Consider the following 15066-nt stretch of genomic DNA (forward strand, 5'->3'; position numbering starts at 1 on the left):
GTTTGTCCCATTTATATTCTTTTCCTCATTTTCTTTTTCAAATGAGCGGATTAGGGTATACTACGTATGGGTCAAAAGTTAATGGCTACAATTAGACACCCGAAAAAGAATAGGATAGAATTGAACAATAACAATTATATACTGTCATGGAGGTGTTAGCGCATGGCGAAATCAACTACTCAAATTGTCCCTCTCCTACCGCTAAGAGGATTACTTGTATATCCTACAATGGTATTGCATTTGGATGTAGGAAGAGATAAATCTGTTCAGGCGTTAGAAAAAGCAATGATGGAAGATTCAATGATCTTTTTAACGACTCAAAAAGAGATTTCGATAGATGAGCCAACGAAGGAAGATATTTTTGAAATTGGAACGTTGACGAAAATAAAACAAATGTTGAAGTTACCAAATGGTACGATTCGCGTTCTTGTAGAAGGAATTGAACGTGGAGAAATTATCTATTTTGTCGAAGAAGATCCGTTTTATTCAGTCGAAATTGAGCTACATCCTGATCCAGAGGCAAAAAGTGTTGAAGAAGAAGCGTTAATGAGAACGATGCTAGAGTATTTTGAACAATACATAAAGCTTTCTAAAAAAATATCTGCTGAAACGTATGCGACAGTTACAGATATTAATGAACCAGGAAGAATGGCAGACATTATTTCCTCGCACTTACCTTTAAAGCTAAAGGAGAAACAAGAAATACTAGAAACATTAGACGTAAAGGAAAGACTTAATAGAGTCATCTCTATTATTCATAATGAAAAAGAAGTACTTCAGTTAGAGAAGAAAATTGGTCAGCGCGTAAAAAAATCGATGGAACGAACTCAAAAAGAATATTACCTTCGTGAGCAAATGAAAGCTATCCAAAAAGAGCTTGGTGAAAAAGAAGGGAAGCTTGGTGAGGTTTCGACTCTTACTGAAAAAATCGAAGAGGCTGGAATGCCAGATCATATAAAAGAGCTAGCTTTAAAAGAATTGGATCGGTATGAAAAGGTACCTTCAAGTTCAGCAGAGAGTGCCGTCATTCGCAACTATATTGACTGGTTGCTTTCACTTCCTTGGACAAAGGCTACAGAAGACCGATTAGACGTTAAAGTAGCAGAAGAAATTCTTGATGAAGAGCATTACGGACTAGAAAAGGTAAAAGAACGAGTTATAGAGTATTTGGCTGTTCAACAATTAACAAATTCCTTGAAAGGGCCTATCCTTTGCTTAGCTGGACCTCCTGGAGTCGGAAAAACGTCTTTAGCTAGGTCAATAGCAAAATCATTAAATCGTCATTTTGTAAGAATTTCATTAGGTGGGGTTCGAGATGAATCTGAAATAAGAGGCCATCGTAGGACCTATGTAGGTGCAATGCCAGGTAGAATCATTCAAGGAATGAAAAAAGCTGGTACAGTAAACCCTGTCTTTTTGCTTGATGAAATTGATAAAATGTCCAGTGATTTTAGAGGAGATCCTTCTTCTGCAATGCTAGAGGTTCTTGATCCTGAGCAAAATCATACCTTCAGTGATCATTACATCGAAGAAACCTATGATTTATCTAAAGTTATGTTTATTGCAACAGCGAATAATTTAGCGACAATACCAGGTCCACTTCGTGATCGAATGGAAATTATTAACATTGCTGGATATACCGAGTTGGAAAAAATCCACATTGCTAAAGATCATTTATTACCACGTCAATTAAAAGAGCATGGTCTTAAAAAATCTCACTTGCAAATTCGTGAAGATGCCATTCAAAGCATCATACGTTACTTTACAAGAGAAGCTGGTGTTCGTGGACTAGAACGTCAATTAGCAGCGGTATGTCGAAAAGCTGCTAAATTGATTGTAAAGCAAGAGAGAAAGAAAATCGTCATTACCGACAAAAATATCGAGGACTTTTTAGGGAAGAAGAGATTTCGATATGGTCAAGCTGAACTGGAAGACCAAGTTGGTGTAGCGACAGGATTAGCTTATACAACTGTTGGTGGAGACACTTTATCCATTGAAGTCTCAGTAACTCCAGGTAAAGGGAAGTTGCTTCTAACAGGTAAGCTTGGAGATGTTATGAAGGAATCTGCCCAGGCTGCATTCAGTTATATTCGCTCAAGAGCTAATGAATTGAACATTGATAGTGCTTTCCATGAGAAGAATGATATTCATGTCCATGTTCCAGAAGGGGCTGTTCCTAAGGATGGGCCTTCAGCTGGGATTACAATGGCGACAGCCTTAATATCTGCCTTAACAGGTCGTGCTGTTAGGAAAGAAGTTGGAATGACAGGGGAAATAACCCTACGTGGTAGAGTGCTACCAATTGGGGGATTAAAAGAGAAAACATTGAGTGCGCATAGAGCAGGGTTAACAAAGATTATTGCACCTAAGGATAATGAGAAAGATTTAGATGATATTCCTGAAAGTGTTCGAAATGAGTTGACCTTTGTTCTTGTATCTCATTTAGATGAAGTACTAAAACATGCATTAACAGAGGAGAAAGAATGAAAGTTACTAGCTCAGAAATCGTAATAAGTGCCGTAAAGCCAGCCCAATATCCTGAAGGGAACTTACCTGAAATCGCATTAGCTGGTAGATCCAATGTGGGGAAGTCATCATTTATTAATAAAATGTTAGCAAGAAAGGCTCTTGCAAGAATTTCCTCTAAGCCAGGTAAAACGCAAACCTTAAACTTTTATATCATCAATGAAGTTTTACATTTTGTTGATGTACCTGGATATGGGTATGCCAAGGTAAGTAAGTCAGAACGAGAAGCTTGGGGGAAAATGATTGAGACCTATATTACATCAAGAGAACAATTGCGTGCAGTTGTATTATTAATTGATGTAAGACATCCGCCTACAAGTGATGACGTCTTAATGTATGAATTCCTAAAGCATTATGATATCCCTGCAATCATTGTGGCCACAAAAGCAGATAAGATTCCAAAATCAAAGTGGCAGAAGCATACAAAAGTAATTAAAGAGAAATTAAACATGGACAAAAATGATTCCTTTGTTTTATTTTCATCTGAAACAGGACAAGGAAAAAGCGAAGCATGGAAAATCATTGAGGACTATACTTCATAAAAAAAGTGGCTGACCTAAAAGTCTAGATTTTAGACCTTGGGTTAGCCTTTTTCATTGCACGGAATCCAATAAGAAACGATTGAATGAGGATTTCTTTGCGTTGCGTACCTGTAAAAAATAAGAAAGAGTGCTCAAGAGGTCGTTATTTAACAACCAATTGAGTCACCCTCTTTTTCTTGTTCTATATAAGAGAAAGCCACCTACTAAAAGAAATAGAAAAGGCCAATATGTTTCAAGTAAAGTTACTCCAGCCTGTATGAAGGATAAGGAATCAATAATTCTTTGTAGAAAATGTAAAATGAGTGCAAGTAGGAAAAGAATGACACCTTGAGATGCTCCATTTTTTGTTTTTAAAGAAGTCAATAGGAAGCTAACAGCAAGGATGAATAAAAAAGCCGGTGCATGGTCAGGCCAAGTATTTAATCGTCCGTGATAAATAAAGTGAATACCGAGACCGACTAAAGTTATACCTGGAAGAATCGCTGTATTGTCCTTCTCAAAATGGCCACTTATTAAAAAAGCGAAGCCCAACAGAATAAGGAGAAATTGCCAACTTGATTGATGCTCAAATAAATAAATTTCAAATTTTTGCAAAGAATAATAAAGACCGATACCAAAAATGACGATTGCTGGGAAAAGGGATATTTTTTTCATGAATTCACCTCTAATAGTTAAATATATGGGTATATAGGTATATAAGAAGGCTCTTTTCTAAAAGCTTGTTGTTTTTACTGTTCTTACGAATATACGGTGATTAAAAGAAAGGGGCTGCCTATTTTTACTTCTAACCGTTAGTGAAGATCGACAATAATGTTTCTTACTAGAAGCAACAAATTTTTTCGAAAATAGCCTTGGTTTCTAATTAAATCGTTCAAGGAATGAAAACGTAGCCATACTTTATGTAAATATGTTATTATTTACTAGGTGAACAAGTCCATTAACTTGATTATTAGGTCTTTTTTTGTTATTGTACTCAAAGAGAGTATGAAGAAAATTGTCTGATTATGTAGATCGTTTTACAGAAGAAAAATATGATAAATGACTACTTTTTTACCTATCTAAACATAGTTTATCATATCATATAGTTTCAAACAGTGTTCACATTATTTAGGAAGAACGTGTTTAAGATCATGTTATACTATAGTAACAATCCTGGATTTGGGGGTGCAAAGGGTAATGCATATTCTAGTTGTCGGATTAAATTATAAAACTGCCCCTGTTGAAATTCGTGAGAAGCTCTCATTTCAGCCTAATGAGCTAGCAGACGCGATGAAACAGCTAAAAAAACAAAAAAGCATTCTAGAGAATGTGATTGTTTCTACATGTAATCGTACTGAGCTTTATGCAGTTGTCGATCAATTGCATACTGGTCGTTATTATATAAAGGCATTTTTAGCAAATTGGTTCGGATTAGAGAAAGAGGAGATTTCTCCGTATTTAACGATTTATGAAGCGGATGGAGCAATTGAACACCTATGTAAGGTTGCATGTGGGCTTGATTCTATGATCTTGGGTGAGACTCAAATCTTAGGACAGGTTCGTTCTAGCTTTTTATTAGCTCAAGAAAATCAAACGATCGGTACTATTTTCAACCAGCTGTTTAAACAGGTGGTCACTTTAGCGAAACGCTCACATTCTGAGACAGATATTGGATCGAATGCTGTTTCAGTTAGTTATGCTGCGGTCGAATTAGCTAAAAAGATCTTTGGTGATTTACGTTCGAAGCATGTATTGATCTTAGGTGCAGGTAAAATGGGAGAGCTAGCTGTTCAAAACCTACATGGGAATGGAGTAGGGAAAGTAACGGTCATGAATCGAACAGTAGAGAAAGCAGAGCAACTAGCAAATCGCTTTGATGGGCATGCAAAAGGAATGAATGAACTCCAATGTGGTCTTGTGGAGGCAGATATCTTAATTAGTTCAACAGGTGCTAAGGATTTTGTTGTCACAAAAGAATTGATGTCACATGTTGAAAAAATGAGAAAGGGTCGTCCACTTTTTATGGTCGATATAGCTGTACCACGCGATCTAGATCCAAAGTTATCTGAGCTTGAAAGTGTATTTTTGTACGATATCGATGATCTACAAGGAATTGTCGAATCAAACTTAAACGAGCGTAAAGTAGCAGCTCAACGAATCGAACTGATGATTGAAGCGGAGATTGTTCAATTTAAGCAATGGGTGAATACACTTGGTGTAGTTCCTGTTATTTCTGCTTTACGTCAAAAGGCATTGAATATTCAAGCGGAAACAATGGAAAGCATTGAACGAAAAATGCCTAATTTAACTGATCGCGAAAGAAAAGTTCTTAGTAAGCATACAAAAAGCATTATTAATCAATTGCTAAAAGATCCGATTGTTAAAGCAAAGGAGCTATCTGCTGAACCAAATGCTCAAGAGTCTTTACAGTTGTTTATGAAAATATTCAATATTGAAGATGATGTAAATGAGCAGGTAGAAAGAGAAGGCTTGCATAATCCTTCTCCTAAAAATGAGCAGGTGTTCAATTATCGTGCTTCACTTCAATCGTAAGTGAAAGGACTTTTCGCTATGGAGATGAGCTTAACTAGATTAAATGAAATAACAATTATTCTTTACGCATTATGTGTACTTTTATATTTTATAGACTTTTTAAATAATAACCGGAAGGCGAAACGAGCTGCCTTCTGGTTGCTTTCTATTGTTTGGTTTTTACAAACAATTTTTTTATTTGCACGTATGTTTGAAACAGGTAGATTCCCAGTTCTTAACGTGTTTGAAGGATTGTATTTCTATACGTGGGTCTTGGTAACACTCTCACTTGTATTAAACAAATTTATTAAAGCAGAATTTATTATCTTTTTTACTAATGTAATAGGCTTTATTATGATGGCTTTGCATACGTTTGCGCCAGCTCAATATGAATCTGCTGCTGTTTCAACTCAGCTTGTATCAGAATTATTGTTTATCCATATTACGATGGCGATTCTTTCATATGGAGCGTTCTCACTATCATTTGTTTTCTCAATTTTATACACCATACAATATAATTTGTTAAAAAAGAAAAAATGGGGAAAGCGTCTCCTACGTTTAGAGGATTTATCTAAACTTGATCATATGTCGTATGTATTAAATGTGATTGGTGTACCAATGCTGTTATTAAGTCTTATATTAGGTATCATTTGGGCCTATATTAAATTGGAAAACTTCCATTGGTATGATGCGAAGGTGCTCGGTTCATTTACCGTATTACTTACATATAGCGTCTATTTATATGTGAGAATTGTCAAGGAATTACAAGGAAAGTCTGTGGCATTTATAAATCTAGCCGCGTTTTTAATTTTGTTAATAAATTTTTTCTTATTTGGTAGTTTATCAAGATTTCATTTTTGGGATTCTTAATTTGGCATAGAGATGTAGGAGGAAATTATGAGAAAGATTGTAATAGGGTCAAGAAGAAGTAAGCTCGCCTTAACACAGACGAACTGGGTTATTAATCAATTAAAATCGTTCGGTTTACCTTTTGAATTCGAAGTAAAGGAAATTGTTACGAAGGGCGATCGTATATTAGATGTAACCTTATCAAAAGTGGGTGGCAAGGGACTTTTTGTTAAAGAAATTGAGCAGGCGATGATTGATGGAGACATCGATATGGCTGTTCATAGCATGAAGGATATGCCGGGGATTTTACCGGAAGGATTAACGATTGGGTGTATCCCAGATCGGGAAGATTATCGAGATGTCCTTATCTCAAAAGACCATAAAAAATTATCTGAACTACCAGCTGGAGCAGTTGTTGGCACAAGTAGTTTAAGAAGAAGTGCACAGCTGTTAATGGAACGACCAGATTTAGACATTAAATGGATTAGAGGAAATATTGATACACGCCTTGATAAATTGAAAACAGAAGATTATGATGCCATTATTTTAGCAGCAGCTGGTTTATCACGAATGGGCTGGAGTAAAGAGATTATTACCGAATTTTTGGAACCAGAAACATGCTTACCGGCTGTTGGTCAAGGAGCACTTGCTATAGAATGTCGTGAGGATGATAAAGAGTTATTAGAGCTGCTTGCGAACTTAACAGATCAGAAAACGAAGTTAGCCGTAACCGCTGAAAGAACATTCCTTACAAAAATGGAGGGTGGCTGCCAGGTTCCTATCGCTGGGTTTGCTACTGTAACGGATGATATGCACATTTCATTCACAGGGTTAATTGCTTCGCCAGACGGGAAAGAGGTTTATAAGCAGAATGTAAGTGGGGAAGATCCTGTAGCATTAGGAAGTGAAGTAGCCCAAACGTTAACTAGTCAAGGAGCCAAGGCTTTAATTGACAGAGTAAAAGAGGAGCTAGACCATTCATGAAACAGAATAGTCCTTTACAGGGGAAACGAGTATTAATTACACGTGCTAAACCTCAAGTAGAAGGATTTATTCGGAAAATAGAAGAAGTAGGTGGAGTTGCAGTCTCAGCTCCTCTTCTTCAAATTCAACCCTATGATGAAAATAAAGAAGAGATCAAGCAAACGTTAGATCAGCTTTCCAACTATGATTGCATAGTATTTACAAGTGCGAATGGTGTAAAGTTTTTTAAGGCTTACATAGATCACTATCACATGTCATATGACAGTCTTAGTCATATGGTTGCTGCATCAGTCGGAAGAAAAACAACAGAGCAAATGAAACAGCTGAATTTGGATGTCTCCATCGTCCCTGAGGAGTTTGTCGCAGAGAAATTAGCCGAAAAGATAGCGGGAGCTCTTCCTGAAAAGAGTACCGTATTAGTAGTCAGAGGAAACTTGGCAAGAGATGTCCTTGTGACGGAATTAACGGCAAAAGGATTTCATGTGACTGATTTGGTTGTTTATAAAACAACGCATGATATGGAGGAAGCCAAGAAGATAGAGACCTACCTTTTACATGATGAGCTAGATTATATTACGTTTACAAGCTCGTCAACAGTTGATAGCTTTATGAAGGTTTTAAATCAAGAGCATTTACATAAGCACTTAGAGAAGATCACGTTTATTTGTATAGGACCTATAACAAAGCAAACGTTAGAGGAATATGGCTTTACTGGCTTCATGCCAATATCTTACACAATTGATGATATGGTCAAACTCATGATTAATCTTGAGCAAAATAGAGGAGGATGTTAAATGGATATCCAGTTTGCAAGACACCGTCGTTTACGTAATACAACGAATTTACGAGCTTTAGTAAGAGAAACGCATTTAAGAGCTGAAGACTTTATTTACCCTCTTTTCGTAGTAGAAGGAAAAAATAAAAGAAATGAAGTTCCATCAATGCCAGGTGTGTATCATATTTCACTAGACTTATTACAAGAAGAGATAGAAGAGATTGTATCACTTGGAATAAAATCAATTATCTTGTTCGGTGTTCCTGACCATAAAGACGAGGTAGGTTCTGAAGCATATAACGAAGAAGGGATTGTCCAAAGAGCTACACGTTTGGTTAAAGAGGCGTTTCCGGATTTAGTAGTTGTTGCAGATACATGCTTATGCCAATATACAGATCACGGACATTGTGGAATTGTTGAATATGGAAGTATTTTGAACGATCCTACGTTAGATTTATTAGCAAAAACAGCTGTTAGTCAGGCGAAAGCAGGTGCTGATATTATAGCACCTTCAAATATGATGGATGGGTTTGTTGCTGCCATTCGTCATGGATTAGACGAAGCAGGCTATGGTCATATTCCAATTATGTCGTATGCGGTAAAATATGCGAGTGCCTTTTATGGTCCATTCCGAGACGCTGCTCATAGTACACCTCAATTTGGTGATCGAAAAACTTACCAAATGGACCCTGCTAATCGCGATGAAGCATTAAGAGAGGCCCAGTCTGATCTTGAGGAAGGAGCAGACTTCTTAATTGTAAAACCAGCACTTGCTTATTTAGATATCATTAGAGATGTGAAGAATAACTTTAATATACCTGTTGTTGCTTATAATGTAAGTGGAGAGTACTCAATGATTAAAGCAGCAGCTCAAAACGGTTGGGTTGATGAAAAGGCGCTTGTTATGGAAATGTTGATTGGAATGAAGCGTGCAGGTGTCGATTTAATGATCACTTATTTTGCTAAAGATGTAGCACGTTGGTTGAAAGAAGAAGCGAAATAATTCATTTATTTTTTTTGTGTGTAGGGAGTAGAAACTAGTTTTTTTAGTAGCTCTTTTCTACCTTCTCCATTATTCGGATGAAAAATCAACTCTCACTTTTTAGAGAACCATATATTTGTACCCAAGATCTTTAAAATAAAAATGGCTATTAAAAATCAAATGATACAAGCTTCTACTATTGAACTCCAGGAAGGGGAATGAACATGAGAAGTTATGAAAAAAGTGAAAATGCGTTTCTTGAAGCAAAAGGGTTAATGCCAGGTGGTGTGAATAGCCCTGTACGTGCCTTTAAATCTGTCGGAATGAATCCTATCTTTATGGAAAGGGGAAAAGGTGCGAAAATAGTTGATATTGATGGCAATGAGTATATTGACTATGTTCTCTCATGGGGACCCCTTATTCACGGACATGCGAACGATACAGTCGTTGAAGCAATTAAGAAGGTAGTAGAATCAGGTACGAGCTTTGGCGCGCCAACCCTTATTGAGAATGAATTAGCAAAGCTAGTTATCGAACGAGTTCCATCAATTGAAGTTATTCGAATGGTAAGCTCTGGAACGGAAGCGACGATGAGTGCCCTGCGATTAGCTAGAGGGTATACAGGTCGTAACAAAATTGTAAAATTTGAAGGTTGTTACCATGGGCATGGGGATTCCTTACTTATTAAAGCAGGCTCAGGTGTAGCTACTTTAGGCTTACCTGACAGTCCAGGTGTACCAGAGGGGATTGCTAGTAATACAATTACTGTCCCTTACAATGATCTTGAGAGCATCCGTTACGCATTTGAACAATTTGGTGAAGATATTGCAGGTGTCATTGTAGAACCAGTAGCAGGTAATATGGGAGTTGTTCCTCCACAACCTGGCTTTCTAGAAGGGTTAAGAAATGTAACAAATGAGTACGGTTCCTTACTTATTTTTGACGAGGTTATGACAGGATTCCGCGTTGATTATGGTTGTGCACAAGGTTTCTATGATGTGACACCTGATATCACCTGTTTAGGAAAAGTTATTGGTGGAGGGCTACCTGTTGGTGCATACGGTGGAAAAGCAGAAATTATGCAACAAATTGCTCCGAGTGGACCTATTTATCAAGCTGGTACATTATCAGGGAATCCATTAGCGATGACAGCAGGTTACGAAACATTAAGACAATTAACAAAAGAATCTTATTCAGAATTTCAACGTAAAGCAGATCTCCTTGAAGAAGGATTGTCAAGTGCAGCTAAGGAATATGAAATCCCACACACAATTAACCGAGCGGGATCTATGATAGGTTTCTTCTTCACAAATGAAGAGGTAACAAACTATGAAAAAGCAAAAACATCAAATTTAGACTATTTTGCTCACTATTATCGTAGTATGGCTAATGATGGAGTGTTTTTACCACCTTCTCAATTTGAAGGGCTATTCCTATCAACAGCACATACCGACGAAGATATCCATTACACAATTGAAGCTGCTAAAAGAGCATTTGCTAAATTAAAATAATCCGTCAACATGCTATGACAAAACCAAATGTACCGATCAAATTCTTGATTGGGCGTTTGGTTTTTTTTAGTTTATGTTGTTTAAATAGATGGGGATTAGAAGGAAATAAGCGTTGTATATGGGAAATGACAGATTACCTGCCATTATATTAGCAAAGAGGATGATAAAAATCAGGATGACTATTCGTATCAACAAACATGAATAAATGACACGCTACTTGTGACATACTAACCCCTACATACATACTAGGTTAGGTTTTCTAAAGGAGTGAGTATTCAATGAAGCTAAGTCGTCCTCGAATACCCGCATCACATACAGAAGAACAAGTGAAATATGCAAGCTTCTCGGAAGACTACGTAAAGAATATAGATATGTTAAAAGAGCTATTTTATTTTCCAGAAAATCAGGATTTTATCATTCGAGAACTCTTTATTGACTCATTACAAAAAAAAGCAACCTTGTTTTTTTTAACAGGCATGAGTGATGTTCAAACGATTGAAAGTGAAATTCTTACACCACTTATGCAGCAAGGGGCTCCACTGGAAAAATCAGTTGATTCTAATGAAATCTCATCCTTTTTAAAGAATCATATTATGTCCTCGCAAACGGTTGAGGAAGTAGAGACAATGGAAGACGGAAAAAAAGAATTACTTATGGGCAACTCTCTCTTATTAGTAGAAGGAAGTAAATATCCGCTTCGAGTCACTGCGAGCGGCTTCGAAAAGAGAAGTGTAGACAGAGCACAGGATGAAAATATCTTAAAGGGACCTAAAGAAGCATTTATTGAGTCTATTAATGTGAATATCTCCTTGGTTAGAAAGCAGTTACGCTCCAATGAATTAATAACCGAATATTTAACAGTAGGCGAGAGTGGATTAAGTAAAGTAGCGCTTTTATCAATGAAAGATACAGTGAATCCTCAATTAGTAGAAAAGGTAAAAAAAAGAATAAGTCAAATAAAAAAAGATGAAATTCAAAACTTAGCTATACTCGAACAACATCTTGAAGAGAGACCTTATTCCATTGTGCCCACTATCCTATATACTGAAAGACCAGACAGAGCGGTGTCTTTTTTAAGAGAAGGTCATATTGTTATTTTAATGGACAGCTCACCAAGCTGTTTAATAGCACCAGTGACATTCTGGAGTTTGTTCCATACATCTGAAGACTATTATAGCAAATGGGCATATGGGAACTTTTCGAGAATCATTCGAATCTTAGCGATTTTTACAACCATTCTAACACCTGCCATCTATATTGCAGCGACAAATTTTCATATTGAAATGTTACCGACTGACTTAGTACTTGCCATATCAGCAACAAGAGAGAGAGTACCATTTCCTGCCATTTTTGAGGTTGTGTTATTACTGGTCGCATTTGAATTAATTCGCGAGGGAGGGATTAGAGTTCCTTCTCCCATTGGACCTACTATCGGAATTGTAGGTGCATTAATTTTAGGACAGGCTGCTGTGGAAGCAAATATTATTAGTCCCATCTTAGTTATTGTTATTGCGGTGACGGGGCTTGCATCCTTCGCCGTGCCTAACCTGTCTTTTACCTATATGATTAGACTTTCAACCTATATTTTTCTTATATTTGGTGCCTTTTGGGGACTATTCGGTATTGCTTTGTGCATGACCATGAGTATTTCTTATTTGACCTCCGTTAAGTCCTTTGATGTCCCGTTTTTATCTCCAATGGCACCTCATTATCCTTCCTCTAAAGATATGATTATTAGACCACCTTTGTGGAAAATGTGGCTTAGACCATTAAATATATTCCCAGCTGAAAATAAGAGAATGAGTCAGGAGGAAGAAGATTCCAAATGAGAATGGACCGAAAGCTAGGAATGAGGGAATTTACTGCACTAATTGTAGTAACCATCGGATCAAAACTAACGGATATGACCTCGACAATTCTGTTTAAAGAAGCTGGACATTCAGCATGGATGGTGCCGATCGTATCAGGGGTATTTATGCTCATTCCATTACTCGTTTTGATAAAGTTAGTAAAAGCCTTTGAAACAAAAGGACTTATTGAAATCATCTACACACTGACGGGAAAGTATATAGGGTTTATTTTGAGCATATCCTTATTTTTCATTGCCTACAGTAGTACGGTGTTAAATACAAGAGGCTATGTAGATATCTTAAATTCATTATATTTTCCTAATTCACTAACCATTCAGCTTTACATCATTTTAATGGTTGCTATATTTTTTGTATCTAAGAGAGGATTTTTAAATATAGGCTACACCGCGTGGATAAGTGTACCCTATATTACTGTATCATTTATCATCTTAATTCTGCTCATTTGGAGAGAGTTACATATTTCATATATTTTCCCTCTTGGTGGATATGGGATCGGGTCTCTTGTTAAAACAAGTGTTAACTATTCAAGTATTGTTGGAGATATTTTTTTCTTTTCTGTTCTGTATCCTTACTTTAGAAATTATAGGACATTTCGCAATGCAAGCATCTTAGGCTATTCCATTGTTATTTTTCAGTTAACGGTGTTTTTTGTTGTGTACCTCATGACATACGACTTTCCGATCATCGATAATGTATTATATCCATTTCATGAGATAACGAGAATGGTTCAAGTTGGACGTGTGTTATCGAATGTAGAGGCTATCTTTTTAGCCTTTTGGAGTGTCGCAAGCATTCTTCGATTTGCTGTCTATTTGTATATCTCTGTAGCGATTTTTAGTTATAGTCTTAAGATTAAAGAGTTTGAGCCACTGCTTCTACCTTTTGCGGCGTTAACGATCATGCTTGGTGTTATTCCAGACAATGCAGTAGAGAATGTCCTAGTCTATCGTAGTCAATATGTTCTTAATACAAGCTGGATTTACTTAGTTTGCCTTCCTATCCTCTTATGGGCTCTTGCTAAATGGAAAGGAGTAGTGGCTAAATGAAAGCTCACGTACGGTATTTTTGGCTACTTGTTATCATCCTCATCAGCTGTAGTGGATGTGCAGATAAAATTGAAATTGAAGAGGAAGGATTTGTGTTAACGTTAGGCATAGACTTAGCAGAGGATGGAGAAGGTCTTGCGATAACTTATGAAATTGCCGATCCTATGGCAGGTAACCCAGGGAGCGATCCTTCCAGAGAAGAGGTCCAGGCTATTACATTGAATGCCCCAGATATTTTATCGGCGAGAGATTTAACGAATGCGTCGGAAACAAGAAATGTGAATTTTTATCATACAAAAGCCATTGTTTTCAGTGAAAAATTAGCAAGGTCAGAACGATTTTTAGAAGTGATAGAAATGTTAACTCGTGATAGACAAATACGAAGAACAATGTATTTTATCATTTCAAAGGAACGAGCAGAGGAGTTTATCCGAAATAATAAACCCGCTCTTGAAGCGAGCCCCCATAAATATTTCGATTTTATGTCAAGACGATGGAAAAGGAATGCCTTAGTACCTGATACTACTCTGCATAATTTCCTCCATGAGACGTATACGGAAGCAGGATTAGCATTAGGAATTTACACAACAACTAATGTGAATGAAGGAACAGATGAATCAGAGAATAGTGAAAATGAAGACAATTTTTTGCCAGGTGAAATTGAGAAAAAGGGTGGTACAACCATCCAAACAATTGGTGCGGCAGTATTTAAGAACGGGAAAATGATTGGAACAATGACAGGTGAGGAACAGAGAATAACCGCAATCTTAAAAGAAGATGTGAAGCCGTCAGAAATATTGTTTACGTTTCCAGATCCCTTAAAGGAAAACACAAGAATAACTGGTAAAGCTACAAATATTCGTACCAAAGTAAATGTAAATGTAGACGAATCAACACCTAAGGTATATGTGCAAGAGTGGATGGAAATAAAAATTCTGTCTCTTCCTAGCATGATTGATTATGTGGAAGATATGAATAAGCAGAAGATCTTAATAAAAAGTCTTGAAGAGCGTTTTACGAGTAAAGCATTACGTTTTATAAATCGAACACAGACAGAATTTGAAGCCGAGCCCTTCAATTGGGCTTCAACAGTTAGAAGTAAATTTTTTACTTATCAAGAGTATGTCACATATGACTGGATGCAAAAATACAAGGATGCTGAGGTGCAGGTGGAATTTATCGTAACAATTGATGATATGGGAAAAATGCTTAAACCGCATAAAATGAGTAAAGAAAATGAGGGAGAATAATGTATAAATGGTTCATCTTTCCTTTGGTCCTCTATATTGCTCTTTACACGTTTATGTATGCGAAAATAGTCTGGAAACAGAAAAATAAAGCGGGGGCAATTGGAGTTTTCATCCTATCTGTTGTTGTTTGTTTCTTGCCAATTTATTTGCTTTTTTTTATAAACATATAGGTAAATCTGTAAAATAATCATATTTTTCTCCTTTCATACATACATCTGT

12 protein-coding genes are annotated in these 15066 nt (G+C 36.7%); 11 read left to right on the top strand and 1 reads right to left on the bottom strand.

Features of this window, described 5'->3' with window-relative positions:
• Positions 1 to 162: 162 nt before the first annotated feature.
• Positions 163 to 2487, top strand: coding sequence for an endopeptidase La (gene lon, locus A9C19_RS05395; protein WP_072578990.1), 2325 nt, complete (start codon positions 163 to 165; stop codon positions 2485 to 2487).
• Positions 2484 to 3068, top strand: coding sequence for a ribosome biogenesis GTP-binding protein YihA/YsxC (gene yihA / locus A9C19_RS05400; protein WP_072578991.1), 585 nt, complete (start codon positions 2484 to 2486; stop codon positions 3066 to 3068). Before lon ends, yihA begins: the two co-directional genes overlap by 4 nt.
• 162 nt (positions 3069 to 3230) lie before the next feature.
• Here yihA and A9C19_RS05405 read toward each other — a convergent pair whose 3' ends face one another.
• The gene (locus A9C19_RS05405; protein WP_072578992.1) at positions 3231 to 3722 is read right to left on the bottom strand and encodes a hypothetical protein; all 492 of its coding nucleotides are present in this window, start codon (positions 3720 to 3722) and stop codon (positions 3231 to 3233) included.
• A 522-nt stretch (positions 3723 to 4244) separates the two neighbouring features.
• Here A9C19_RS05405 and hemA point away from each other — a divergent pair.
• The 9 genes from hemA to A9C19_RS05450 all read left to right on the top strand — a co-directional run bounded on the left by hemA (position 4245) and on the right by A9C19_RS05450 (position 14847).
• Complete coding sequence (gene hemA, locus A9C19_RS05410; protein ID WP_072578993.1) at positions 4245 to 5600, top strand: glutamyl-tRNA reductase; 1356 nt, start codon at positions 4245 to 4247, stop codon at positions 5598 to 5600.
• A gap of 18 nt (positions 5601 to 5618) precedes the next feature.
• Positions 5619 to 6449 (top strand): cytochrome C assembly family protein, encoded by an 831-nt coding sequence (locus A9C19_RS05415; RefSeq protein WP_072581757.1) that lies wholly within the window; start codon positions 5619 to 5621, stop codon positions 6447 to 6449.
• 27 nt (positions 6450 to 6476) lie between these two features.
• The gene (hemC, locus tag A9C19_RS05420; RefSeq protein WP_072578994.1) at positions 6477 to 7412 is read left to right on the top strand and encodes a hydroxymethylbilane synthase; all 936 of its coding nucleotides are present in this window, start codon (positions 6477 to 6479) and stop codon (positions 7410 to 7412) included.
• The gene (locus tag A9C19_RS05425) at positions 7409 to 8206 is read left to right on the top strand and encodes a uroporphyrinogen-III synthase (RefSeq protein WP_072578995.1); all 798 of its coding nucleotides are present in this window, start codon (positions 7409 to 7411) and stop codon (positions 8204 to 8206) included. Before hemC ends, A9C19_RS05425 begins: the two co-directional genes overlap by 4 nt.
• A complete protein-coding gene (hemB, locus tag A9C19_RS05430) occupies positions 8207 to 9190 on the top strand; it encodes a porphobilinogen synthase (RefSeq protein WP_072578996.1) in 984 nt (327 codons plus the stop codon). It begins immediately after the preceding gene.
• Between the two features lie 203 nt (positions 9191 to 9393).
• Positions 9394 to 10680 carry a glutamate-1-semialdehyde 2,1-aminomutase gene (gene hemL, locus A9C19_RS05435; RefSeq protein ID WP_072578997.1) on the top strand — a complete coding sequence of 429 codons (1287 nt, stop codon included), beginning with the start codon at positions 9394 to 9396 and terminating at the stop codon, positions 10678 to 10680.
• Between the two features lie 278 nt (positions 10681 to 10958).
• Complete coding sequence (locus A9C19_RS05440) at positions 10959 to 12509, top strand: spore germination protein (RefSeq protein WP_072578998.1); 1551 nt, start codon at positions 10959 to 10961, stop codon at positions 12507 to 12509.
• Positions 12506 to 13597, top strand: coding sequence for a GerAB/ArcD/ProY family transporter (locus A9C19_RS05445; RefSeq protein WP_072578999.1), 1092 nt, complete (start codon positions 12506 to 12508; stop codon positions 13595 to 13597). Before A9C19_RS05440 ends, A9C19_RS05445 begins: the two co-directional genes overlap by 4 nt.
• Positions 13594 to 14847, top strand: coding sequence for a Ger(x)C family spore germination protein (locus A9C19_RS05450; protein ID WP_072579000.1), 1254 nt, complete (start codon positions 13594 to 13596; stop codon positions 14845 to 14847). Before A9C19_RS05445 ends, A9C19_RS05450 begins: the two co-directional genes overlap by 4 nt.
• Positions 14848 to 15066: the final 219 nt, after the last annotated feature.

Origin of the sequence: Bacillus weihaiensis, assembly GCF_001889165.1 — a bacterium.
Lineage (GTDB): Bacteria > Bacillota > Bacilli > Bacillales > Bacillaceae > Metabacillus > Metabacillus weihaiensis.